Below are 23,795 nucleotides of genomic sequence, written 5' to 3'. Positions count from 1 at the left end.
TGGCGAGCGTGATTTATTGACGACGCTCATAACGGGGATCGAAAGCATCACGTAGCCCTTCCCCAATAAACACCATCAGTGACAGGAGTAGCGTCAGTGAGAAAAACGCGGTGACCGCCAGCCAGGTGGCCTGTGGATTGTTGCGAGCCTGATTGATCAACTCCCCCAGTGAGGCGGAGCCCGGTGGTAGCCCAAAACCGAGAAAATCCAGTGATGTCAACGTGGTAATAGCCCCGGTAAAGGTGAAGGGTAAAAATGTCAGGGTCGAGATCATGGCGTTAGGCAATATATGACGCCACATCACCGTTCTGGCTGGCAGGCCCATCAGCGTAGCGGCCACCACGTAGTCCTGATTGCGTGTGCGTAAGAATTCAGCGCGCACGATGTCCACCAGACTCAGCCAGGAAAACATCACCATTGTCAGTGTTAACCAGCCCAAACTGGAGGTGACCATGCTTGAGAGGATCATCAGTATAAACAGGGTAGGAAGCCCGGCCCATATCTCAATAAAACGCTGTCCATAGAGATCGATCCGTCCGCCCCAGTAGCCCTGGATGCCGCCGATCAGCGTACCGAGCACAACGGCCCCGGTGCTGACAATCACGGCGAACAGCAGCGAGATACGAATACCGTAAATGACTCTGGCCAGTACATCGCGACCCGCGTCATCAGTGCCCAACCAGTGGCGGCTCGAGGGTGGGGAAGGCACCGTCTGTGTATTGGCAATGTCGATCGTTTCCCATGTCCAGGGAACCGGGGCCCGAACCCAATACCCTTTACTTAATATCCAGTGTTGTACCTGGGGATCGCTGTAATTAGCCAGCGTAGGTAATGTGCCGCCAAAGGTGGTTTCCGGATAATCAAACAATAAGGGAAAGTAAACGTTTCCATCGTACTTAAGCAACCAGGGTTTATCTGTAGCGATCGCATCGGCAAATAACCCGATGACAATTAATATCAGCCATAAAACACAGGCAATAACCACTTTACGGTTAGAGAAAAAAAGTCGTGCACGACGCTGTGTTAATGGAGAAAAACGTGTGGGTTGATAAATAGCCGCAGTTTCATTTGTCATGATCTGCCCTCAAAATGAATACGTGGATCGATCCATGAATAAAGCAGGTCACTCATTATTTTTACCAGTAAATGGATCAGGGTGAATAAATATAGCGTGCCAAAAATAACCGGATAATCTCGCGTCAGAATCGCTTCATAACCCAGAAAACCCATTCCCTCCAAAGAGAACATATATTCAATCAACAACGAGCCACTGATAGAAATAGCGGCAATAGACCCCGGTAAACCGGCCACCACAATCAGCATGGCGTTGCGAAAGATATGGCCATACAACACTTGCCGGTTGTTGGCACCTTTAGCGCGCGCGGTCAGCACATATTGACGATGAATTTCATCCAGAAAGCTGTTTTTGGTCAGCAGCGTCAGTGCAGCAAAACTGCCCACCGTATTTGCCAGCACCGGCAGTGCAATATGATGAAAATAGTCGGCAATTCTGCCCCAGGTAGACAGCGATTCTGCATTCCCTGACGCCAACCCGCGTAATGGGAACCAGTGAAAGTATTGTCCACCGGCAAAAAAAGTGATCAACAGTGAGGCGAACAAAAAACCGGGTACCGCATAACCGATAATAATGATGCTGGATGTCAGGCTATCGAAGCGCGAACCGTGCTTGACCGCCTTGGCAATGCCGAGTGGAATGGAGACCAAATACATCAATGGCATGGTCCATAATCCGAGAGAGACAGTGACCGGAAGCCGCTCCTGAATCAAGGTTGCCACGCTGACACCACGAAAAAAACTGTCGCCGAAATTGAACTGAATGTAATCGCCAACCATGCAGGCAAAGCGCTGCCACCAGGGTTTGTCAAAGCCAAACTGGTGGTTGAGCTGATCGATAAAAACCTGATCCAGCCCCTCACTATGTGCGGTGCCGGATTGGGATACCCCATCATTATTGCCACCAAAGAGACTGTGTTCGGCACCCAGTGTGTTCATGCGCGCCAGCATTTGCTCCACTGGTCCGCCCGGTGCAGATTGAATGATGGCAAAATTGAGCAACAAGATGCCGAGCAGGGTGGGCACCATCAGCAACACGCGGCGAACGAGATAGTGCATCATCAGCGCGTCTCTCCAGCACTCGGTGTGAGCCACCAGGATTCTATGTCAACGCCGTAGCGGGGTTGAAGAACAGGCCGATTAAGACGCCGTGACAGCGCCATGTTATACCCCGCCGCGTGGTATAACGGCACCACATAGGCATTGAAACGCAACAGCCTATCTAACGCGCGGGTCGCCGCCAACAGATCTTCCCGCGTATCGGCTCTGATCAGGGCGTCAACCAGCGCATCAATCGCGGGGTTTTTGATGCCTGGCGTATTGTTACTTTCCGGTACATCGGCATAGTCACTGGTCCAGTAATAGCGTTGTTCATTGCCCGGACTGTTGGATTGACCAAAAACATCATGGATCATATCGAATCGGTGCTGCTGAAGCCGGATTTGGTACTGGGCAGGATCGATAACACTGATCCGGACTTGAATCCCAAGTCGGGCCAGATTCTGCACGTAGGGTAATGCAAGGCGCTGTAACCCGCTGTCGGAGAGCAACAGTTCAAACGTGAAGGCTTTGCCTGTGGCATCCACTAACCGTTGTTGTTTGATTTGGTAGCCTGCCTGTTGCAACAGATGGAATGCTTTATCCAAGCGCTGGTAACGATGTAACACCGTGTTATCGGGCAGTGCGTTGTCAATTACCGCTGGCGGAATTTTCGTGCCCAAGGTGCGCAGCAGCGCCAGTTCTTTGCCCTGAGGGCTGCCCGTGGCTCCCATGTCAGAATCCTCAAAAAAGCTCTGTGTTCGCTGGTAAAGTTGATAGAAAAACAAGCGGTTGACAGTATCGAAATCAAAAGCCAGTGCTAATGCTTCGCGTACCCGTTTATCTTGGAACATCGGGTTGCGCAGGTTCATCACCCAGGCCTGCATCGGGGCGGGCGATCCCCGTTTCACTGTGATTTTTTGAATATCGCCCCGAGCCACTGCCGGGCCGCGATAGTCGTTCATCCAGCGTGAGGATGAGGTTTCCAACCGGTAATCCACCTGACCCGCAAGAAACGCTTCCAGTGCGACACTATCGTCACGGTAGTAGTCATAGATGATGCGGTCAGGGTTGTAACGCCCCCGATTGACTGGCCGATCGCGGCCCCAATATTCCGGGTTACGCTGGTATTCAATCTGTGATCCCGGAGATACCTTGGTCACACGATAGGGGCCGGATCCGATGGGAATATCCAGTGTTGGCCGAGTGAAATCTCGGCCACGCCAGATATGTGCAGGCAGTATGGGGAATTGCCCCAGAATAAGCGGCAATTCACGTGAGTTGTTCTCTGCCAGAGCGAAACGAACCGTGCTGGGATTGGGGAGCGTGACGTCCAGCACATCAGCGTAGTAGCCACGATACAAGGGTAATCCCTGCTGCCGTAACAGTTCGAAGCTGAATTTTACATCGGCTGCGGTCACCGGGACGCCATCGCTGAAGCGGGCATCAGAGTGAATATCAAACTCAATCCATCGGCGTGCCGGGTTCAGTCGAATGCCGGAGGCGATCAGTCCATACTCGGTAAAAGGTTCATCCGTGCTATGCACCATCAGTGACTCATACACCAATCCACTGCCCAATGCTTTTAATCCCGCGGCGGCGGTGCCGTTGATAATCATGGGGTTGGTGGAATCGAAACTGCCCTGTACTGAACGAACCAGCGTACCCCCTTTCGGCGCACGGGGGTTGACGTAGGGAAAGTGATCAAAATCAGCGGGCAGCATCGGATTATCGTAAAGTGCCAGACCGTGCACTGTTGGCACGGCTGCCTGTGCCACCGGCATCAGCGTCAACACCAAGGCACAGCCGAGTGCACATCTCCCCGCAGCCACTTTACGTTGGGCACCACGTGGGGGGGCTGTCCGAGTGCGCCTCAGGTGCTGATAGAGTGACTTAACCATTAGCATCGGTAATGACCGCCAGACGAGTAACACCGGTTTTTTGAATCGTCGCCATCGCTTTGGCCACGTGCTCATACACCACCTGACTGTCTGCCCGCAGTTGCACGGCGCGTTGTTCATCCTGCTGATGGGCGGCGCTAACCGCGAGGCCGATCTGTTCCAGGGGCATCTGCTGGCGATCGATATAATAGTTGCCTTCCTTGTCGACACTGACCACCAGTGGTTTAGGCTGATTTGGGGGCGCAACGCTGGCGGTACTGGGCAGCTTGAGCGGGATGGCATTGGTTAATAACGGGGCGGTGACGATGAACACCACCAGCAGCACCAGCATGACATCCACCAGGGGCGTCACGTTCATTTCACTCAGTATTTCGTCGTCTTGATGATGAGATATCGCCATTAGATCCCACTCCCATCATGCTGTAGCTCAGTGGAGAAGCCGGTTTCCTGCGCCAGGCTGTAAAACTCTTCTGCAAAGGCTTCCATATCGCCGCTGGCAAGTTTGAAGCGGCGAACAAAATAGTTGTAAACCAGCACGGCGGGTACTGCGGCGGCGATGCCGATGCCGATGCCGGTGGCGATGAGCGCGTGCCCAATCGGGCCAGCAACGCTATCCAGCCCGGCTTCACCGGTAATGCCAATACGCACCAGCGCCTCCATAATGCCCCACACGGTTCCGAACAGCCCGATAAAGGGTGCGGTGCTGCCAATACTGGCGACGATGGCTAATCCCCCTTCAAGGACGCGCCGTTCACGCAGAATTTGCTGACGGAGGCTGCGTTCCAATCGCTCGCCCCGGTTAATTTTGCGTGCGAGCTCGCGGCGATGAGTGGAAATATCATTGCCGCTGATGACATCCAGTCCCACCCGTGCGATGCGTGCGAGAGACCCCTGGCTCTGTCGTGCAACCTGACCGCCTTCCACCAGGTCAGGTGATTTCCAAAACTGATAAGAAAACTGCTTGTTTTGTCTGCGGAAACGAGAGAACTGTACCCCTTTGATCAACAAGGCGGCCCAGGTTACCACCGAGAAGAAAATCAACACGCCAAGCACCGTCGGGACAACCAGTGAGCTGAGTGGGCTGGAAAGTAATTCATTGCCAAACAGCGCTGTCTCGGGCTGAAAGGGCACGGCTGTCTCGGTTGCGGTATTGGAAGTCGACGGCGTAGGCGCAGCTAAAGATGAGGGCTGCGTGGTCTGCGCTGTTGATTGGCTACTGTCGGACGACGCCAGTGCCGGGAGCGTTTTTTCGGTCATGATAGAAATACCTTATGCTGACGCTGTTAATGGCTTCATTTGGGAAGCCTGAACGTGATGGTTTGAATCGCATAACCCTTGATAGCGACATTGCCGCGTTTGGCTGGAATAAAGCGCCATTGCTGCACCGTCTGGACCGCGGCATTATCCAGCAGCGTGGATTGGCTGGAGGCCGTGACCTGAACCTCACCCGCTTTGCCATTTTCCAGAACCAGAATTCGCAGCGTCACGCTACCCTCCTGGCGGCGGCGAAGTGCCAGCGTAGGATAGTCCGGTGCCGGGTTTCCCAGACTCTGCATGCCAGAAACGGCTGGCGTAACGCTTTCTCCCCCGCGACTACCTTGTGGGTTGCCTTTGGCCTGATTGCTGCCCGTTGCGGTTTCTCCCAGTGTGTCGGTGGGAGCGCTGCTGTTATTCGTGCTGGCAGGCGCTGCCGCCTTGGTTACCGCACGGGGTATCGGCTTGGTTTTTACCACTGGCGTGGGTTTGGCTACAGGCGGTTTGCTCACCACTCTCTGTTCCGGTTCCGGCGGAGTAACGGCGTCTTCATCGACATGAACACGCTCGGGTTCCTCGGGCTCAATGGGGATCGGGTCAGGTGTGGGTTGAGGGGGACTCTCCTGCGCCTGCGACGCGCTGGCGGTGTCAGTCAGATCCACCATGACGGATTGCTCACCTTTGGCGGCAATCATGGGAGGGAGCTCTGCCGAACTGATACCGGGCGGGTGCAGTAGCAGCCAGAGCAGTGTACCGTGTGCAACAGCAGGGCGGCTACCGATAGCGCCATCACCTCGGTGCGAGAGATAAATCTGTGTTGATTTTTTGCTTCCAGAAACATCGCTGGCCTTCACCATTACCACAGGGCAAGAGAAGACATCAGCACAGCACCGCAGGGTTACCGGGGCGCTGCGCCAATGTCGTTTAGGAACTCAACTCATTTGAAGTGATAGCTAAAGTCCAGCCACCATTGACGTCCGTAAGGGTCGTAATTTCCTGTCGGATAATTCGGCCAACCGGCAGAATCATCTTTCTTCACTTTGTCGAGCACATTGTTGACGGTGAGGCCCACGCTGGATTGCGGTGTGGTTTTATAGCGAACGCTGGCGTTGACGACGGCCCACGGGGTGAGGCGACCCGTCCCTGCGGCGTTGGCGACGCTACCGTACCGATTAACGAATACGGTTGAAATAAAGTCGTTGATATTCCAGGTTAAACTGGCATTGATTTTACTTCTCCAGTTCGCTGACTGGGTGTAATCGTTGCGCAGATCGAGAGTCGGTGCATCATCGGACTCTTTGTAGAAGTGGGAGAGCACCAGCGAATAGCCTATGCTTGAGCTGAAATCACCCCATTGGTTGGCATCCCAACGCGCATTCGCCTTGAAATCTAAACCGCTGGTGCGTTCGCTTGCCGCGTTGATAGCGTTGATAGCGTTGATGCGTACCCGCTGCAACTTGTTAGGATCCACTGCGCTGGTGGCGGGGTTACGTATGATGCGCGATAGGACTTCCTGGCAATGACTGCCGGTATTGCCGGAGATGCGGCACTGATACTCTTCCTGCAACAGACGGTTTGCATCCACGGTAGTCAGCAGATCCTTGATCTGTACGCGCCAGAAATCCGCTGAGAAATCCACGTTGCTGCTGGGAGACCACACCACACCATAGCTCCACGATGTACCGTGTTCTGATTCAAGATCGCTGGTGCCGCTTTGGGTGTAGTTCACCGCATTCGGATCGCACGCCCCTTCGATGCCTTGCGCACAGCCGTAGTAGTCTTTCTGTCCAGCGAAGTAACCGTTGCTGTCAGCCTGGTAGATATAGTTGAGATCGGGGGCGCGGAAACTGGTGCTGTAGTTGCCGCGGAACAGCAAGCTTTTCACCGGACGCCACTCCAGCCCAGTATTGTAGGTAAAATCTTGCTCTGAGCGTCCGCTGAATTTGTATTGATCCCAGCGGCCTGCGGTTGATGCCAGCAGGGTATCTGTCAACGGAATGCTCAGCTCTGCACCGAGCGCGTAGCGGTCTCGATCGCCACCGGAAACCGACCCAGGGGTGGTGTTGTAAAAGGTGCCGTCATTGAGACGTCGGTCGGGACGCACGGAATACGATTGTTTGCCGTATTCTGCGACACTGGCGAACCCGACTGGACCGGCGGGTAAGTTAAACAGCTCGCCATTGGTAGTGAAGCTGTAGGTTTGCGATTCAGATTTACTCTTTTGCGTCAGCACTCCGCTATATCGTGCCCACTCTTCGCGGGTGAGCGGTCTATCGAGGCGTGATGTATCCGGCGCATAGACGGGGTAGCCATTCTGTTCGCCCAACTGTGGCCCAAGGTAGAAATCCTTAATTCCACTTAGCGGGGTATAGCGAGTGCTGCGATCGCTGGTGTATTGCGAACGGGTGTAAGCGACTTCATAATTCCAATCGCTGCTACCAATTTTGTCCGAAAAACCCAGCGTGCCAGTCCAGGTGGTTTCGCGCCATTCGCTGTTATTACGCTCCCGTCCTCCTATCTCCTCGGGCGAAAAGATACGCGCCCAACGTTCGATATTGCCGGTATTGGCATTGTAAAAATCGGGCGAGGTAAAGCTGGGGCCACGGGTGTTGGTTTGTGTTTTGTCGAAACCAAATAACAGATTGGCAAACACTTTGGCGGTATCGCTGAGATGATAGGCTCCACTCAGGTAACCATCGTAGTTTTCTTTCTTCGACTGTACTGTCCAGTAATTATTGTAGTATTGGTCTGTGGTGCAGCGCCCGTTTCTGTTCGTCACGTTACCGCCAAACAGGCCGCCATATCCTTGACATCCGGGGCTGATATACGCACTGGTTTCCAGATTACGTCGATATCCGACAGTAGAACCCTCGGGATAGCTGTTCATGAAATCGCGTTGGCTACCCCAGATAGGATCACGTTTAGTGGCTTCTAAACCGAAGAAACCATCAAAGCGGTCCCAAGTTCCACCGCCGCTCAATTGTAATTGATAGTTATCGCCGCCACCGCGCTCAGTAGTCCCTCCGCGTACATTGACGTCGACACCCTGGGCTTTGTCCTTCAGGATAATATTGACCACGCCAGCGATGGCATCAGAGCCGTATATGGCTGAGGCGCCGCTGCTTAATATCTCAATGCGATCGATAATAACGCTTGGAATATTGGCAATATTGGTGAAGTTCACCGATCCGCCATACGCATTGGGATAATCTGCCAAACGCCGCCCGTTGACCAGTACCAACGTATGGTTGGGGCCCAATCCCCGTAAATTAAGCGCATTGGCAGCGGGTTGCCAGGTGTTGCCGTAGTCTTCCCCCTGCGTCATCCCGGTATTCTGGGTCTGTGTGGCGATAGCATCATAAACGTTGCGATAGCCGCGCGCTTTCATCTCTTCCCCGGTTATCACCGTAACAGGAGAGGGGCCTTCCGCTTGCGCTCTGGGTATGCGAGAGCCGGTGACCGTAATCTTATTGAGGTTCTGATCCGGAATGGCGGTATCACGGGGGGCTGTATCAGTGGCTGACGCCGCCGCAGGGGCGATGGGTTCTTCCTCTGCCGCTACCGGTTCTTCTGCGGCGTGCAGATAAAACGGTATTGGCGCTAGCAATGATATTGCCAGCGATAAATAGAGTTTATTACGGATAATCCTTGTTGTTTTTTTTAATACCATTGCATTTAAGCCCGACATCCTCCCTCCTGATAAATTTGTCAGATATACCTAATGTGTGAGTGTTATTAGAGCGTCAATATTTAAGGCAAAACATCTTCGAGCCGATTTAAAAAAATCAGCTGTCAGTGTTGAAAATGGCCAATTAATTAAATTGGTCAGTGTTAAAATTTTATATTAATTACAACAACGTTTTGTTAACATAATTTCAATTTGTAAATATCCACTGAAAGTGTCGGGCATTGTGTCTTTGCATCGTTAGCTAAGGAAGTAATTAAACTGAGTTAGCATTTCTGAATTTTGTATTTAGCGTTGTTAATTAAATAATGTGAATAATATTCATGTGTAATCAGTGAAAGGTTTGGGGCGTGTGAACCTGGCGTGGATTTAATAAATATACCAAGGAGGTAATACGGTTAGGTGAGTTCGGGGAATATATTTATTTCTTGTTGTGATTATTACATGGCGTGATAAATTTCATTGCCAATAATAAAAAAAGAACCCGATGCCACAGCATCGGGTTCTTTAGCAGAATCAAACCGCCAATGCACCGGCGGTTAAAGAAAAACGGCCATTACAGCTTGTCGGCGTTTTCCGTCAGGTATTTGGCAACGCCATCCGGCGATGCGCCCATACCGGATTTACCTTTTTCCCACTGCGCCGGGCACACTTCGCCGTGCTCTTCGTGGAATTGCAGGGCATCAACCATACGCAGCATTTCATCAACGTTGCGGCCCAGCGGCAGATCGTTGACGACCTGATGGCGAACGACGCCTTCTTTATCAACAAGGAAAGAGCCGCGCAGTGCCACGCCAGCATCCGGGTGTTCAATGCCATAGGCTTTCTGGATTTCACGCTTCACGTCGGCGACCATGGCGTATTGCACCGGGCCGATACCGCCGCTTTTCACCGGCGTGTTGCGCCAGGCGTTGTGAACGAATTCGGAGTCAAACGAGACGCCAACCACTTCCACGCCGCGATCTTGAAACTCTTTGTAGCGGTGGTCAAAGGCGATCAGTTCTGACGGGCAGACGAAGGTAAAGTCCATCGGCCAGAAGAAAATCACTGCCGCTTTACCGCTGATATGCTTTTTCAGATTGAAGTTTTCAACGATTTCGCCATTGCCTAATACGGCAGCAGCGGTGAAGTCAGGGGCTTGACGCGTTACCAGGACCATAATAACTCCTGTAAAAGTGATTAAAAGGACGAGGATGAAAAAACAACAGGCAGTATAGGGTTTCTTCTTCTGTGAATACAGACCAACAGACCGATTAATGAGATAGGTTTTGTCTATCGAATTGGTTGGCAACACCCTGCATAAATTGACAGCCTTAGAGTTGTTGTAAGCGAGCCTGCTCCATAATGCGTGGATAGAAACACCAAAAATAGTCTTCAAAGGTGGTGTAGTGACGCTCGATATCCTCAAACGAGCCCGCTAACGCCGCTAACCGGGGGCGACGTATCGCCATGCGTTGCAGCACATCGGCAATAAAGGGCAGCTCGGCGTAGCGCTCCAGCCAGCGCTCACGCCACAGATAGTGATTCAGGTTTTGAAAGCGTTCTGGCGTGTCTGCCAGATGCGGCTCTATCTGAGTGCGAGCGATATCGACAAACGCTTCCAGCGATTGTTGCGGACACACACGCGTCCAGTGGCGGGCAAGAAAATGGTCCCACAGCACGTCAAGCGTAATGGGCGCCACGCGGCGGTAGTCGGCGCTGAAATGGGCGGCGGCGGCTTTCACTTCGGCCTGACTGTCCGTCAGCACATCGATGCGGCGGTGCAGGCGGATACCTGACACCACGTCATCGCTAAAGCCTTGTTGCGGGTTACCGCGCACAAAGTCTGCCATCAGGTTGCCGAGAAGCGAACTATCGGCTAGCGTGGCCAGGTGAAGATGAGCAAGAAAATTCATCCTGTCAGTTTACATCAATTTTATGCACCGTTTGCTTATTTGTTGCAGCCGCGCGCTTACGGCTCTAGACTAGACCGCCGTTTTTTTACCTGTTCCTGTTGAACACTCTTTCATAAATAGCACAACCAAGTGAATAGCCATGCGAGTCTCTGATTTTTCGTTTGAACTTCCCGAAGCGCTCATTGCGCACTATCCGCAGGCGCAGCGCAGCGGTTGCCGATTGCTGTCGCTGGACGGTCCGACGGGAGCCCTGACCCATGGTGTTTTCACCGATCTGCTGGATAAGCTGGCAGCGGGCGATCTGCTGGTGTTTAACAATACGCGCGTCATTCCAGCACGTCTGTTTGGCCAAAAGGCCAGCGGTGGCAAGATTGAGGTGCTGGTAGAGCGCGTACTGGACACACGGCGTGTGCTGGCCCATGTCAAAGCGTCCAAAGCGCCCAAGCCGGGAACGGAACTGTTGCTGGGAGAGGACGGCAGCGTTAAAGCCGTTATGGCTCAGCGTCACGATGCGCTGTTTGAGCTGCACTTTGAAGATACGCGCGATGTGTTGACGATATTAAACGATATCGGCCACATGCCGCTGCCGCCTTATATTGACCGGCCGGATGAAGATGCCGATCGTGAACTGTATCAAACGGTGTATAGTCAGCGCCCCGGCGCTGTTGCCGCACCGACGGCGGGCCTGCATTTTGATGAGCCGCTACTGGCTGCGCTGCGCGAGAAAGGGGTTGAAATGGCGTTTGTCACCCTGCATGTCGGCGCAGGCACTTTCCAGCCCGTGCGGGTTGATACCATCGAAGATCACATCATGCACGCGGAGTATGCTGAAGTGCCGCAGGAGGTGGTCGATGCTGTGCTGGCGTGTAAAGCGCGCGGTAATCGCGTGATCGCCGTTGGCACCACCTCAGTGCGTTCATTGGAAAGTGCGGCGCAGGCAGCGCAAGAAGCGCTAATTGCTCCTTTCTTCGGTGATACCCGCATTTTTATCTATCCCGGCTATCATTATCGCGTGATCGACGCGCTGGTGACTAACTTCCATCTGCCGGAATCAACGCTGATCATGCTGGTGTCTGCGTTTGCGGGCTATCAGCACACCATGGCGGCTTACCGTGCGGCGGTGAGCGAACAGTATCGCTTTTTCAGCTACGGCGACGCCATGTTTATTACGCGCAATCCTGCGGCTGAAGCAGAGCAGGTTGCCAATGCGGCGGACAGCGACGCCTAAGTTTTTTGAAAGCAAACGCATAATCGCGTCGCAGAGTGCAATCTGTTGGCGTGTTGACTGACTTACTATACCCAAAATAATTCGAGTTGCAGGAAGGCGGCAAGTGAGTGAATCCCGATGAGCTTACTCAGGTAAGTGATTCGGGTGAATGAATGCCGCTAACGCACCTGCAACTTGAAGTATGAAGGGTACAATAACAACATCGGACTGTTTATCCGGTGCTGGAGGCAAAGTGAAATACGAATTGTTGCAAACCGACGGCCGCGCGCGCCGTGGCCGTCTTGTTTTTGAACGTGGCGTAGTGGAAACCCCAGCGTTTATGCCGGTTGGCACCTACGGCACGGTAAAGGGCATGACGCCCGAGGAAGTGAAAGAAACCGGCGCACAAATTCTGCTGGGTAACACCTTCCACCTGTGGCTGCGTCCAGGCCAAGAGATCATGAAGCTGCATGGCGATTTGCATGATTTCATGCAGTGGCATGGCCCTATCCTGACCGATTCCGGCGGGTTTCAGGTATTCAGCCTGGGTGACATCCGCAAAATCACCGAAGAGGGTGTGCACTTCCGTAACCCGATCAACGGCGACCCGATTTTCCTTAGCCCGGAAAAATCGATGGAAATCCAGTACGATCTCGGCTCTGATATCGTGATGATTTTCGATGAGTGTACGCCTTATCCTGCTGATTGGGATTATGCCAAACGCTCGATGGAAATGTCGCTGCGTTGGGCGAAACGCAGCCGCGATCGTTTTGATGAACTCAATAACAACAACGCGTTATTTGGTATCATTCAGGGAAGTGTTTACGAAGATTTACGCGATGTCTCAGTAAAAGGGCTGGTAGAGATTGGCTTTGATGGGTACGCTGTGGGCGGCCTGGCAGTCGGGGAGCCGAAGGCGGATATGCACCGCATTCTGGAGCATGTTTGTCCGCAGATCCCGGCGGATAAACCCCGTTATCTGATGGGGATCGGCAAGCCTGAGGATCTGGTGGAAGGCGTGCGGCGTGGCATCGACATGTTTGACTGTGTGATGCCAACGCGCAATGCACGCAACGGCCACCTGTTTGTTACCGACGGCGTGGTAAAAATCCGCAATGCGGTACACAAGGATGATACTCGTCCACTGGATGAGCACTGTGATTGCTACACGTGTCGCAATTATAGCCGCGCTTACTTGCATCATCTCGACCGTTGCAACGAAATACTCGGCGCGCGCCTCAATACCATCCACAATTTGCGGTATTATCAACGATTGATGGCGGGTTTACGTCAGGCCATCGAAGAGGGTAAATTAGAGCACTTTGTGGCGGATTTTTACCAACGGATTGGCAAGCCAGCGCCTTCCCTTGCTGAAACGGCGGCAGGTCAACACGACTGACGACGCGGTTTTCATCGCTGCTGCGCGTGATGTGTACGGTTGAAGCGTTTTAGGCACATTTGGATTTCATATACTTTTGCACACGTTTGGTTTGATAACAAAGAGGATAGTTAAATGAGTTTTTTCATTTCTGATGCTGTGGCTGCAACTGGCGCTCCGGCACAAAGCCCGTACTCTCTGGTGATTATGCTGGCTGTTTTTGGTCTGATTTTTTACTTCATGATTCTGCGTCCTCAGCAAAAACGCGCTAAAGATCACAAGAAACTGATGGACTCCATTTCCAAAGGGGATGAAGTGCTGACGACGGGCGGTCTGGTGGGTCGTGTGACGAAAGTCTCTGAGACTGGGTACATCGCTATCGCGCTGAACGACACCAATGAAGTGGTTATCAAACGTGATTTTGTGGCTGCCGTATTGCCAAAGGGCACCATCAAAGCCCTGTAATTTTTGATTTTCCCGAAGGGAACTGCCGTGTTAAACCGTTATCCTTTGTGGAAGTACCTGATGCTGGTCGTGGCATTGCTCATCGGCCTGCTTTATGCACTTCCTAACCTGTATGGTGAGGATCCGGCGGTACAAATCACTGGCGCGCGAGGTATCGCCGCCAGTGAGTCAACGCTGATCCAAGTCCAGAATGTATTACAAGAACAGCAGATCACCAGCAAATCGCTCGCGTTAGAAAGTGGTGCGATCCTTGCCCGTTTCTCCACCCCCGATATTCAACTGCGCGTCCGTGAAGCGCTGGTGAATGCATTGGGTGAGAAATATGTCGTTGCATTGAACCTGGCCCCCGCTACGCCAAACTGGCTGCGCATGCTGCGTGCGGAACCCATGAAACTGGGTCTCGACCTGCGCGGCGGCGTACACTTCCTGATGGAAGTGGATATGGAAACGGCATTAGGTAAACTGCAAGAGCAGACCATGGATTCCCTGCGCAGCGATCTGCGTGAAAAGGGCATCCCTTACGCCACGGTGCGTAAAGCCGATGACAATACCGTAGAGATCCGTTTCCGCGATGCGGCAACGCGCAACGACGCTATTTCGTATCTTACCACCCGTCATCGCGATCTGGTGTTTAACGCCAGTGGCGATAACCTGATGCGTGCGATGATGAGCGCCGAGCGTCTGCGTGAAGCGCGCGAATATGCCGTCCAGCAAAACATCAATATCCTGCGTAACCGTGTTAACCAACTGGGCGTGGCCGAACCGCTGGTTCAGCGTCAGGGTGCGGATCGCATCGTGGTTGAGCTGCCCGGTATTCAGGACACTGCGCGTGCCAAGGAAATTCTGGGGGCGACAGCAACGCTGGAATTCCGTCTGGTAAACAGTTCTGCGGACGTGACGGCCGCGGCCAATGGCCGTGTTCCGGTTGATTCCGAAGTGAAGAACATGCGTGATGGCACCCCGGTGGTGCTGTATAAGCGTGTCATCCTCACCGGTGACCACATTACCGATTCCACTTCGGGTGCCGATGAATACGGTCGTCCGCAGGTGAATATCTCGCTGGACAGCGCGGGCGGTAACGCCATGTCCAATTTCACCAAGGACAGCATCGGTAAACCGATGGCAACCTTGTTTGTGGAATACAAGGACAGCGGTAAGAAAGATGCCACATCCGGTCGTTCCATTCTGGAAAAACATGAAGAAGTGATCAACGTCGCGACCATTCAGTCGCGTCTGGGTAACAGCTTCCGTATTACCGGTATCGACAACCCGAACGAAGCGCGTCAACTCTCACTGTTGCTGCGTGCCGGTGCATTGATTGCCCCGATCCAGATTGTTGAAGAGCGCACCATCGGGCCAACGCTGGGGATGCAAAATATCACCCAGGGGCTTGAAGCCTGCTTGTGGGGGTTGGTGGCGTCGATCGTGTTTATGGTGGTGTTCTACAAAGGGTTTGGTGTCATTGCGACCACTGCGCTGGTGGCTAACCTGGTGCTGATTGTCGGGGTGATGTCACTGTTGCCGGGGGCGACGCTCACCATGCCGGGGATTGCCGGTATCGTGTTGACGCTGGCGGTGGCGGTGGATGCCAACGTACTGATTAACGAACGTATCAAAGAAGAATTCAGGAACGGGCGCACGGTTCAGCAAGCCATTCATGAAGGGTACAAAGGTGCGTTCTCCAGTATCGTCGATGCCAACCTGACAACGATGATCACGGCAGTGATTCTGTACGCTGTGGGGACCGGTTCAATCAAAGGCTTTGCCATTACGACAGCGATTGGGGTTGCGACCTCGATGTTTACCGCTATTGTTGGCACCCGTGCGATTGTGAACCTGGTTTACGGCGGCAAACGCGTTAACAAGCTGTCTATTTGAGGAGTGCGTCGTGGCACAGGAATATACTGTTGAACAGCTCAACTATGGTCGTAAAGTCTATGACTTTATGCGTTGGGATAACGTCGCGTTCGTCATTTCGGGCACTTTGTTAATCCTGTCACTGATTGTTATGGGTGTGCGCGGGTTTAACTGGGGGTTGGATTTCACCGGTGGTACGGTGATTGAAATCAACCTGGAAAAACCAGCCGATCTGGACTTGATTCGTGACTCGCTGGAAAAAGCCGGTTTTGCCGATCCGTTGATTCAGAACTTCGGTAGCAGCCGTGATGTGATGGTGCGCATGCCGCCGAGCGTGGGCACGTCAGGTCAGGAACTGGGCAACAAAGTGGTTAGCGTGATTAACCAGGGCACGGAACAGAGTGCAACGGTAAAGCGCATCGAGTTTGTTGGACCGAGTGTAGGTAACGATTTGGCGCAAGACGGTGCTATGGCATTGCTGGCCGCGTTGATCTGTATCTTGATCTACGTAGGATTCCGCTTTGAATGGCGTCTGGCGTTGGGGGCGGTGCTGGCATTGGCGCACGACGTGATCATCACCATGGGGGTGTTCTCGCTGTTTCAAATCGAGATCGATTTGACCATCGTCGCATCGCTGATGTCGGTTATCGGTTACTCGTTGAACGACAGCATCGTGGTATCTGACCGTATTCGTGAAAACTTCCGCAAGATTCGCCGCGGTACGCCTTACGAAATCATGAACGTGTCGCTGACTCAGACGTTGAGCCGTACCTTGATGACCTCTGGCACCACGCTGGGTGTGGTATTGATGCTCTACATTTTCGGCGGTGCGATGCTGGAAGGTTTCTCGCTGGCAATGCTGATCGGGGTGTCTATCGGTACCATCTCCTCCATCTACGTGGCTTCCGCGCTGGCGCTGAAGCTCGGGATGAAGCGCGAACACCTGCTGGTGCAGAAAGTCGAGAAGGAAGGGGCGGATCAACCCTCCATCTTGCCTTAAGGCCGTTTGATAACGTTGAGAGAAATCCCTGCTACGGCAGGGATTTTTTTTATATCAAGGGCGGCTGGTTTCCACTTGATGCAGCCGGATAAACCCGAGCTGCTCCGGTGTGACACCGCTTAGCCGCACGCCAAATATGGCTTCGGTTTTGGGCAATAGGGGGGCGTCGAGCATCAGTTGCTGGGTGTGTGTTTCGCTTGGCAACGGCTTGCTGCTGACCGGATCGATCTGACCCCAGTCGAGTTGCGCGTGAAACGCAGGCAGTGCTGTATCTTCCAGTAGCCGAATGTGCAACAGCGCCTGGGTGCCATTGGCCTCGGGTTCAATATGGCTCAGGGAAATGCTCAGTTTGCCAATATTGCTTTCTAAAATTGCGCTGTTTTTCGCGCTGGGCAGCAGGTACACACCGTGGGTAGAGTGACTGTTTAAGGTATTTTGCTGCTCCAGGGCTAACGCCTGTGCCGTCAGGGTTTGTAATTGCCGGTTAAGCTGCCCGACTTCCCGTTGCAGCGTAGGCGTTTGCGGAGGCGCTGAACAGCCCGTCAGCGCCAGCATCAAGAGACCAGATGTACGATAATAGTTATTCATTCAGGTATTTACCTCATTGCATTATGCCTTTCTCGTGTCGTCTTTACGTGGCAAGTATATAAGCGTAGTGGCGAATGAGAGTTAAATCATGCCGCGTTTATGCAGGCACCTATGCAAATATTTGTCTGTAAGCGCTGGATATTTGGGTTAGTCAATCAAATCAGGGTAAACTAAGCGCAAGAGAAGCTAATCATCGGGATATGTTATGCACTGCCCATTCTGCTCTGCTGTTGATACCAAAGTTATTGATTCTCGTCTGGTTGGCGAAGGCACGCAGGTGCGGCGTCGCCGTCAGTGTCTGGTGTGCAATGAGCGCTTTACCACGTTTGAAGTGGCGGAGCTAGTGATGCCCCGGGTGATCAAAAGCAATGACGTTCGCGAGCCCTTTAACGAAGAGAAATTGCGTAAAGGGATGCTGAAAGCGCTGGAAAAACGGCCGGTCAGTGCGGATGATGTCGAAAACGCCCTCAATCATATCAAATCTCAACTGCGTGCTACGGGTGAGCGTGAAGTCACCGCTAAGATGATCGGCAATTTGGTGATGGATGCCCTGAAGCGCCTGGATAAAGTCGCTTATATTCGTTTTGCCTCCGTATACCGTAGCTTTGAGGATATTCGGGAGTTTGGCGAAGAGATTGCTCGGTTACAGGATTAGTCATATGGAACGGCAAGATGAATTCTGGATGGCTCGTGCGCTTGAACTAGCGCGGCGTGGGCGTTTTACTACCTCGCCAAACCCTAACGTTGGCTGTGTGATTGTGCGCGACGGTGAAATGGTCGGCGAAGGTTATCACCTGCGCGCCGGTGAACCACATGCGGAAGTGCATGCGCTGCGCATGGCGGGTGAACGGGCCCGAGGCGCGACCGCCTATGTGACGTTGGAGCCGTGTAGCCACCACGGGCGCACGCCGCCCTGTGCGGATGCGTTGATTGCAGCGGGTGTGGCGCGCGTCGTGGCGGCGATGCAAGATCCCAACCCTCAGGTAGCCGGGCGTGGTTTACACCGTTTACAGCAGGCGGGTATCGTCGTCAGTCACGGCTTGATGATGCAAGATGCCGAGCAGGTTAATCTGGGTTTTCTCAAACGGATGCGCACCGGCGTTCCGTATGTTCGTCTTAAAGTGGCCGCTTCGCTAGACGGTCGCACGGCGATGGCGTCCGGAGAGAGCAAGTGGATTACTTCTCCCGAGGCGCGTCAAGATGTGCAACGCTTTCGTGCTCAAAGCGCCGCCATCCTTAGCAGCAGTGCTACCGTACTGGCGGACGATCCGTTGTTAACGGTACGCTGGGATACGTTGGATGCCACTACGCAACAGCAGCTTCCCGATGTGGCGCTGCCTCAGCCTGTGCGCGTGATCGTCGACAGCCATGGACGCGTAACGCCTCAGCATCAACTGGTCCATCAACCGGGCCAAACCTGGCTGGCGAGTACCCAACCGAACAATGATAGCGCATGGCCTGAAAGCGTGACACACCTGACGCTGCCAGCTCACGGTGGTGGCGTCGATTTGGTTGCGCTAATGATGACGCTTGGCAAGCGCCAGATTAATTCGGTGTGGGTTGAAGCCGGTGCGACGCTGGTAGGCGCGCTGTTGAATGCGGGCGTGGTCGATGAGCTGATCGTGTACATGGCCCCGAAACTGTTAGGGCATGATGCCCGGGCCCTGTGTGTGTTGCCGGGGTTGACGCAGTTGGCGCAAGCGCCTTCATTTACGCTGACGGAGGTGTGCCAGATTGGCCCCGATCTCCGTCTGCGTTTGATACCGCAATCCTGACGTCGATATCCTGTGGTTTTGGTTTGCTTTGGCCTCAATGGGGGGCGGCAGACAAAACCGGATACGCCGTCGCAAGAATGTGATAGAATCCGCCCCCCTGCGGGGTATTAGCATGCGATTATGATTATAAGGAACGCTATGAACGTCATTGAAGGTGTTGTTGCCACCCCTGATGCCCGCGTCGCGATTGCGATTGCCCGTTTCAACAATTTTATCAACGATAGCCTGCTGGAAGGCGCTATCGATGCGCTGAAACGTATTGGTCAGGTCAAAGATGAAAACATTACCGTCGTGTGGGTACCGGGCGCCTATGAGCTTCCGCTGACCGCGCGCGCGCTGACAAAAAATGGCTATGACGCCGTCGTGGCACTGGGAACGGTTATCCGTGGCGGTACTGCGCACTTTGAATATGTTGCGGGTGAGTGCAGCTCCGGGCTGGCGCATGTTGCCATGAACAGCGATATCCCAGTGACGTTTGGCGTTTTAACGACAGAAAGCATCGAGCAGGCGATTGAACGCGCTGTCACCAAAGCGGGCAATAAAGGTGCAGAAGCTGCGCTGACCGCGCTGGAAATGATTAACGTATTGAAAGCTATCAAATAAGTTTGATTAAGAAAGGGGTATTCCGTGAAACCTGCTGCTCGTCGCCGCGCTCGTGAATGTGCGGTTCAAGCGCTGTATTCCTGGCAATTGTCTAAGAATGACATTGCCGATATTGAACTGCAATTCCTGAGTGAGCAGGATGTCAAAGATGTCGACATCAGCTACTTTCGTGAGTTGCTGGCGGGCGTCGCCATGCAGGCAGAAAAACTGGATGCATTAATGGCACCCTACCTGTCACGCCAGCTCGAAGAGTTGGGGCAGGTGGAGCGCGCCGTACTGCGTATTGCCCTGTTCGAACTGAGCAAACGCGACGACGTCCCTTACAAGGTTGCCATCAACGAAGCCATTGAACTGGCGAAAGTGTTCGGTGCGGAAGATAGCCACAAGTTTGTCAACGGCGTATTGGATAAAGTCGCTCCAACGGTGCGCCAAACCAAGAAGTAACGCTCAGGGCTGGAATACCGGCCCTGTTCGCGATTGTTTTTGACGGAAACGGTTATGGTTTACGGTGAGTTTGATCTGATTGCCCGCTATTTCAATCGTGCGAACGCCTACAAGGCGGGAAACCCGCGTCGTGATGTGGAATTGGGGATTGGCGACGATTGTGCGTTGCTCACAGTGGCAGAAAAGCAGCTTTTAGCCGTCAGTACCGACACGCTGGTGTCGGGTGTGCATTTCCTACCGACTATCGATCCTGCTGATTTGGGTTACAAATCGCTGGCCGTTAACTTAAGCGATCTGGCTGCCATGGGAGCCGATCCTGCCTGGCTCTCTCTGGCCATTACCTTGCCCGACATCAACAGTGAATGGCTGGCAGCCTACAGCGATAGCCTGTTCACGCTGCTGGACTACTATGGTATGCAGCTGATTGGCGGCGATACCACGCGCGGCCCGCTCAGTCTTACGTTGACCATCCACGGATTGGTGCCCACCGGTCGTGCGCTCACCCGTGCTGGTGCCCGCATTGGCGATTGGATCTATGTGACCGGAACGCTGGGTGACAGTGCCGCGGGGTTGGCAATTTTGCAACAACGTTTGCAGGTGAGTGACAGCGTGGTGCGCCAGTCATTGGTGCTGCGCCATTTGCGTCCGCAGCCGCGCATTCTGCAAGGTCAGGCGTTGCGCACGCTTGCCAGCGCGGCTATCGATCTGTCGGATGGGTTGATCTCGGATTTACGCCATATTTTAGCCGCCAGCGATTGCGGCGCGCGCGTGCAGCTTGATGCTATTCCTTATTCATCGGCAATGATGCAATACGTTGAGCCCGATCAGGCGTTGCGCTGGGCGCTGTCTGGCGGGGAAGATTATGAATTGTGCTTTACCGTGCCGGAAATTAATCGTGGAGCGATCGACATGGCGCTGGGCCAACTTGGGGTGGGGTATACCTGCATTGGTCAGATAGCGCCGTCGTCCGAGGGACTACGCTTTTTCCGTGGTGATAACACAGTGGAACTGAACTGGAAAGGCTATGACCACTTCAGCCAATGACCGAGAAGCCAAGCGCGCCGCTAAGCAGCGCTTGCGCCTGAGTAATCCCTGGCATCTGCTGGCAACCGGGTTTGGCAGTGGCCTTTCACCCTGGATGCCCGGCACGGCGGGATCGCTGGCGGCGATCCCCGTGTGGTATCTGCTCTCCTTCCTGCCCTGGCAACTGTATTCGCTGACTATCATGTTCAGCATTTGCATCGGTGTTTACCTGTGTCATCAAACGGCCAAAGACATGGGCGTGCACGATCAAGGCAGCATCGTTTGGGATGAATTTGTCGGGATGTGGATCACGCTGATGGCGATCCCGGATGAACAGTGGCAGTGGGTGCTGGCTGGGTTTGTGGTGTTTCGTGTTCTGGATATTTTCAAACCCTGGCCGATACGCTGGTTCGATCGCAATGTCCATGGCGGCATGGGGATCATGATTGATGATATTGTGGCGGGGGTTATCTCCGCTGGCATTATCTACTGGATCGGGCACCACTGGCCGCTATTTTCTTAAACTATACCCTGAATAATTCGAGTTGCAGGAAGGCGGTGAGCGCATGCAACTTGAAATATGACGGGCATACATGCGCAGTGGTTGACCGGGGCGACTGCCCCGGTCGATACAACGATTATTGCAGCCATTCATCAATGCGACGCTCGATTCCAGCCGCATCCAATCCCAGGTCGTGACGTACTTCTTCCTGTGTCCCTTGGGGAATAAAGCGGTCTGGCAGCCCCAGATTTAATACCGGAACGCCCAGGCGTTGCGCCATCACCACTTCATTCACGCCGCTGCCCGCACCGCCCATCAATGCGTTCTCTTCCAGCGTTACCAGCAGATCGTGGCTTTTTGCCAGTTCAGCGATCAGTGCTTCATCCAGCGGTTTGACGAAGCGCATGTCGACCAATGTTGCGTTGCGCTTTTCGGCAGCCCGTTGCGCTTCCGGCAGCAGTGTACCGAAGTTGAGGATGGCGACTTTCTCGCCCGTGCGTCGTACCACCCCTTTACCGATAGGCAATTCCTGCAACGGCTCAAGCGTGGCACCGGTACCGGTACCGCGTGGGTAGCGCACGGCACAAGGGCCGTCTTGATAACGGTAGCCGGTAAACAACATCTGGCGACATTCGTTCTCATCGCTCGGGGCCATGATAACCAGATCGGGAATGCAACGCAGGAAGGACAAATCAAACGCCCCCTGATGCGTTTGGCCGTCCGCGCCCACAATACCCCCGCGATCGATAGCGAACAGTACCGGCAGGTTCTGAATGGCGACGTCGTGAATCACCTGATCGTAGGCACGTTGCAAAAAGGTGGAATAGATTGCCACCACCGGTTTGTACCCGCCCAGCGCTAAACCGGCAGCAAAGGTGACGGCGTGCTGCTCGGCAATGGCAACATCAAAATATTGCTGTGGGTAGTCACGAGAGAAGCGCACCATGCCTGAGCCTTCGCGCATCGCTGGCGTTACCGCCATCAGCTTGCTGTCTTTGGCGGCGATTTCACACAGCCAATCACCGAAAATGGCCGAGTAGCTGGGAAGGCTTGCCTTGCTTTTGGGCAAGGTGCCGCTGGCCGGATCAAATTTGGGCACGGCATGCCAACTGATAGGATCTTGCTCTGCCGGCGCATAACCACGGCCTTTTTTGGTCATGATATGCAGCAGTTGCGGGCCTTTCAGACTGCGCATGTTTTTCAGGGTTTGCGCCAGTCCGACCACATCATGGCCGTCAACCGGGCCGATGTAGTTAAAGCCAAGCTCTTCAAACAGCGTGCCGGGTACCACCATGCCTTTCAAGTGCTCTTCCGTGCGTTTGACCAGCTCTTTGATAGGCGGGATGCCAGACAGCACCTTCTTACCGCCTTCGCGCAGGGTGGAGTAGAGTTTGCCGGACAACAGTTGCGCCAGGTGATTGTTAAGCGCACCGACGTTCTCGGAAATAGACATCTCATTGTCGTTCAGCACCACCAGCAGATCGGAACGGATATCGCCTGCGTGGTTCATGGCTTCAAACGCCATACCCGCTGTCAGTGCGCCGTCGCCGATTACGCACACGGTGCGGCGTCCTTTGCCTTCACGTTCGGCGGCGACTGCCATGCCGAGTCCGGCGCTGATCGACGTTGAGGAGTGACCGACGCTTAACACATCGTATTCACTCTCACCGCGCCAGGGGAACGGGTGCAGGCCGCCTTTTTGGCGGATAGTGGCAATGCGATCGCGGCGACCAGTGATAATCTTGTGAGGATAGGCCTGGTGGCCGACATCCCACACCAGATGGTCAAATGGCGTGTTGTAGACATAGTGCAGCGCTACGGTGAGTTCAACGGTGCCGAGCCCCGACGCAAAGTGGCCGCTGGAGCGACTCACGCTGTCCAGCAGATATTGACGAAGTTCATCGCACAGTTTAGGCAGGCTGTCACGCGGCAGCATGCGCAGTTCGTCAGGTGTTTCCACTAAAGCCAGTGTCGGGTACTTTGCAATATCAAAACTCATTTGCGACTCATTCTGAGGTGTAATCCCCATTTTCTCTCAAGCGGCGAATGGAATGTCCATCCGGGCGTTGCCACCGCGCGGCACGCTTGAAATCCACTGGGTGATGT

Annotated in this window: 22 protein-coding genes; 11 read left to right on the top strand and 11 right to left on the bottom strand. The window is 53.8% G+C overall.

The features are described 5' to 3' along the window. Positions 1–13: 13 nt before the first annotated feature. The 9 genes from K6K13_RS18535 to K6K13_RS18495 all read right to left on the bottom strand — a co-directional run bounded on the left by K6K13_RS18535 (position 14) and on the right by K6K13_RS18495 (position 10,847). Positions 14–1,075 (bottom strand): ABC transporter permease, encoded by a 1,062-nt coding sequence (locus K6K13_RS18535; RefSeq protein ID WP_222158302.1) that lies wholly within the window; start codon positions 1,073–1,075, stop codon positions 14–16. Then, positions 1,072–2,136, bottom strand: a complete 1,065-nt coding sequence (locus K6K13_RS18530; RefSeq protein ID WP_222158301.1) for a microcin C ABC transporter permease YejB — start codon at positions 2,134–2,136, stop codon at positions 1,072–1,074. Before K6K13_RS18530 ends, K6K13_RS18535 begins: the two co-directional genes overlap by 4 nt. Then, positions 2,136–3,944 carry an extracellular solute-binding protein gene (locus tag K6K13_RS18525; protein ID WP_222158300.1) on the bottom strand — a complete coding sequence of 603 codons (1,809 nt, stop codon included), beginning with the start codon at positions 3,942–3,944 and terminating at the stop codon, positions 2,136–2,138. The genes K6K13_RS18530 and K6K13_RS18525 overlap by 1 nt, the downstream gene beginning before the upstream one ends. A gap of 61 nt (positions 3,945–4,005) precedes the next feature. Next, positions 4,006–4,413 carry an ExbD/TolR family protein gene (locus K6K13_RS18520; protein WP_222158299.1) on the bottom strand — a complete coding sequence of 136 codons (408 nt, stop codon included), beginning with the start codon at positions 4,411–4,413 and terminating at the stop codon, positions 4,006–4,008. Next, the gene (locus K6K13_RS18515) at positions 4,413–5,270 is read right to left on the bottom strand and encodes a MotA/TolQ/ExbB proton channel family protein (RefSeq protein ID WP_222158298.1); all 858 of its coding nucleotides are present in this window, start codon (positions 5,268–5,270) and stop codon (positions 4,413–4,415) included. Before K6K13_RS18515 ends, K6K13_RS18520 begins: the two co-directional genes overlap by 1 nt. 35 nt (positions 5,271–5,305) lie before the next feature. Next, entirely contained in the window at positions 5,306–6,124 is an 819-nt protein-coding gene (locus K6K13_RS18510; RefSeq protein ID WP_222158297.1) for an energy transducer TonB, read from the bottom strand. 80 nt (positions 6,125–6,204) lie between these two features. Next, positions 6,205–8,955 carry a TonB-dependent receptor plug domain-containing protein gene (locus K6K13_RS18505; RefSeq protein WP_222158296.1) on the bottom strand — a complete coding sequence of 917 codons (2,751 nt, stop codon included), beginning with the start codon at positions 8,953–8,955 and terminating at the stop codon, positions 6,205–6,207. Between the two features lie 553 nt (positions 8,956–9,508). After that, complete coding sequence (locus K6K13_RS18500; RefSeq protein ID WP_222158295.1) at positions 9,509–10,111, bottom strand: peroxiredoxin C; 603 nt, start codon at positions 10,109–10,111, stop codon at positions 9,509–9,511. Between the two features lie 154 nt (positions 10,112–10,265). Further along, on the bottom strand, positions 10,266–10,847 hold the full coding sequence (locus K6K13_RS18495) for an acyl carrier protein phosphodiesterase (RefSeq protein WP_222158294.1): 582 nt from the start codon (positions 10,845–10,847) through the stop codon (positions 10,266–10,268). A gap of 139 nt (positions 10,848–10,986) precedes the next feature. On the opposite strand from K6K13_RS18495, the gene queA reads away from it, so the two are divergent. The 5 genes from queA to secF all read left to right on the top strand — a co-directional run bounded on the left by queA (position 10,987) and on the right by secF (position 16,754). Then, positions 10,987–12,075 (top strand): tRNA preQ1(34) S-adenosylmethionine ribosyltransferase-isomerase QueA, encoded by a 1,089-nt coding sequence (queA, locus tag K6K13_RS18490; protein WP_222158293.1) that lies wholly within the window; start codon positions 10,987–10,989, stop codon positions 12,073–12,075. A 232-nt stretch (positions 12,076–12,307) separates the two neighbouring features. Then, positions 12,308–13,453, top strand: coding sequence for a tRNA guanosine(34) transglycosylase Tgt (gene tgt, locus K6K13_RS18485; RefSeq protein ID WP_222158292.1), 1,146 nt, complete (start codon positions 12,308–12,310; stop codon positions 13,451–13,453). A gap of 114 nt (positions 13,454–13,567) precedes the next feature. Then, positions 13,568–13,897 (top strand): preprotein translocase subunit YajC, encoded by a 330-nt coding sequence (gene yajC, locus K6K13_RS18480; protein ID WP_222158291.1) that lies wholly within the window; start codon positions 13,568–13,570, stop codon positions 13,895–13,897. 27 nt (positions 13,898–13,924) lie between these two features. Then, positions 13,925–15,775, top strand: coding sequence for a protein translocase subunit SecD (gene secD, locus K6K13_RS18475; RefSeq protein ID WP_222158290.1), 1,851 nt, complete (start codon positions 13,925–13,927; stop codon positions 15,773–15,775). 10 nt (positions 15,776–15,785) lie between these two features. After that, positions 15,786–16,754 carry a protein translocase subunit SecF gene (gene secF / locus K6K13_RS18470; protein ID WP_222158289.1) on the top strand — a complete coding sequence of 323 codons (969 nt, stop codon included), beginning with the start codon at positions 15,786–15,788 and terminating at the stop codon, positions 16,752–16,754. 54 nt (positions 16,755–16,808) lie between these two features. Here secF and K6K13_RS18465 read toward each other — a convergent pair whose 3' ends face one another. Next, on the bottom strand, positions 16,809–17,342 hold the full coding sequence (locus tag K6K13_RS18465; RefSeq protein WP_222158288.1) for a SadB/YajI family lipoprotein: 534 nt from the start codon (positions 17,340–17,342) through the stop codon (positions 16,809–16,811). 205 nt (positions 17,343–17,547) lie between these two features. Between K6K13_RS18465 and nrdR the strand changes: the two genes are divergently transcribed. From nrdR to pgpA, 6 genes are all read left to right on the top strand, one after another. Beyond that, a complete protein-coding gene (gene nrdR / locus K6K13_RS18460; RefSeq protein WP_222158287.1) occupies positions 17,548–17,997 on the top strand; it encodes a transcriptional regulator NrdR in 450 nt (149 codons plus the stop codon). Between the two features lie 4 nt (positions 17,998–18,001). Next, a complete protein-coding gene (ribD, locus tag K6K13_RS18455) occupies positions 18,002–19,117 on the top strand; it encodes a bifunctional diaminohydroxyphosphoribosylaminopyrimidine deaminase/5-amino-6-(5-phosphoribosylamino)uracil reductase RibD (protein WP_222158286.1) in 1,116 nt (371 codons plus the stop codon). A 138-nt stretch (positions 19,118–19,255) separates the two neighbouring features. Then, positions 19,256–19,720, top strand: coding sequence for a 6,7-dimethyl-8-ribityllumazine synthase (gene ribH / locus K6K13_RS18450; protein WP_222158285.1), 465 nt, complete (start codon positions 19,256–19,258; stop codon positions 19,718–19,720). A 24-nt stretch (positions 19,721–19,744) separates the two neighbouring features. Continuing rightward, positions 19,745–20,164, top strand: a complete 420-nt coding sequence (gene nusB, locus K6K13_RS18445) for a transcription antitermination factor NusB (RefSeq protein ID WP_222158284.1) — start codon at positions 19,745–19,747, stop codon at positions 20,162–20,164. Positions 20,165–20,218: 54 nt separating this feature from the next. Next, a complete protein-coding gene (thiL, locus tag K6K13_RS18440) occupies positions 20,219–21,208 on the top strand; it encodes a thiamine-phosphate kinase (RefSeq protein WP_222158283.1) in 990 nt (329 codons plus the stop codon). After that, positions 21,189–21,710: a phosphatidylglycerophosphatase A gene (pgpA, locus tag K6K13_RS18435; RefSeq protein ID WP_222158282.1), complete on the top strand. Its 522-nt coding sequence runs from the start codon at positions 21,189–21,191 to the stop codon at positions 21,708–21,710. Before thiL ends, pgpA begins: the two co-directional genes overlap by 20 nt. 115 nt (positions 21,711–21,825) lie before the next feature. Here the strand turns inward: pgpA and dxs are convergent, their stop codons facing one another. Then, positions 21,826–23,688 carry a 1-deoxy-D-xylulose-5-phosphate synthase gene (gene dxs, locus K6K13_RS18430; protein ID WP_222158281.1) on the bottom strand — a complete coding sequence of 621 codons (1,863 nt, stop codon included), beginning with the start codon at positions 23,686–23,688 and terminating at the stop codon, positions 21,826–21,828. Positions 23,689–23,795: the final 107 nt, after the last annotated feature.

It is taken from the genome of Symbiopectobacterium purcellii, from assembly GCF_019797845.1.
Classification (GTDB): Bacteria; Pseudomonadota; Gammaproteobacteria; order Enterobacterales; family Enterobacteriaceae; genus Symbiopectobacterium; species Symbiopectobacterium purcellii.
This window is presented reverse-complemented; position numbering and strand designations above follow the sequence as displayed.

What these genes read in the sequence shown, in the direction of transcription:
- K6K13_RS18535 (WP_222158302.1), bottom strand. Translation starts at nt 1,075, where the DNA reads ATGACAAATGAAACTGCGGCTATTTATCAACCCACACGTTTTTCTCCA.
- yajC (WP_222158291.1), top strand. Translation starts at nt 13,568, where the DNA reads ATGAGTTTTTTCATTTCTGATGCTGTGGCTGCAACTGGCGCTCCGGCA.
- K6K13_RS18520 (WP_222158299.1), bottom strand. Translation starts at nt 4,413, where the DNA reads ATGGCGATATCTCATCATCAAGACGACGAAATACTGAGTGAAATGAAC.
- queA (WP_222158293.1), top strand. Translation starts at nt 10,987, where the DNA reads ATGCGAGTCTCTGATTTTTCGTTTGAACTTCCCGAAGCGCTCATTGCG.
- K6K13_RS18505 (WP_222158296.1), bottom strand. Translation starts at nt 8,955, where the DNA reads ATGTCGGGCTTAAATGCAATGGTATTAAAAAAAACAACAAGGATTATC.
- pgpA (WP_222158282.1), top strand. Translation starts at nt 21,189, where the DNA reads ATGACCACTTCAGCCAATGACCGAGAAGCCAAGCGCGCCGCTAAGCAG.
- K6K13_RS18530 (WP_222158301.1), bottom strand. Translation starts at nt 2,136, where the DNA reads ATGATGCACTATCTCGTTCGCCGCGTGTTGCTGATGGTGCCCACCCTG.
- nrdR (WP_222158287.1), top strand. Translation starts at nt 17,548, where the DNA reads ATGCACTGCCCATTCTGCTCTGCTGTTGATACCAAAGTTATTGATTCT.
- K6K13_RS18510 (WP_222158297.1), bottom strand. Translation starts at nt 6,124, where the DNA reads ATGGTGAAGGCCAGCGATGTTTCTGGAAGCAAAAAATCAACACAGATT.
- ribD (WP_222158286.1), top strand. Translation starts at nt 18,002, where the DNA reads ATGGAACGGCAAGATGAATTCTGGATGGCTCGTGCGCTTGAACTAGCG.
- K6K13_RS18500 (WP_222158295.1), bottom strand. Translation starts at nt 10,111, where the DNA reads ATGGTCCTGGTAACGCGTCAAGCCCCTGACTTCACCGCTGCTGCCGTA.
- thiL (WP_222158283.1), top strand. Translation starts at nt 20,219, where the DNA reads ATGGTTTACGGTGAGTTTGATCTGATTGCCCGCTATTTCAATCGTGCG.
- dxs (WP_222158281.1), bottom strand. Translation starts at nt 23,688, where the DNA reads ATGAGTTTTGATATTGCAAAGTACCCGACACTGGCTTTAGTGGAAACA.
- K6K13_RS18465 (WP_222158288.1), bottom strand. Translation starts at nt 17,342, where the DNA reads ATGAATAACTATTATCGTACATCTGGTCTCTTGATGCTGGCGCTGACG.
- ribH (WP_222158285.1), top strand. Translation starts at nt 19,256, where the DNA reads ATGAACGTCATTGAAGGTGTTGTTGCCACCCCTGATGCCCGCGTCGCG.
- K6K13_RS18515 (WP_222158298.1), bottom strand. Translation starts at nt 5,270, where the DNA reads ATGACCGAAAAAACGCTCCCGGCACTGGCGTCGTCCGACAGTAGCCAA.
- K6K13_RS18495 (WP_222158294.1), bottom strand. Translation starts at nt 10,847, where the DNA reads ATGAATTTTCTTGCTCATCTTCACCTGGCCACGCTAGCCGATAGTTCG.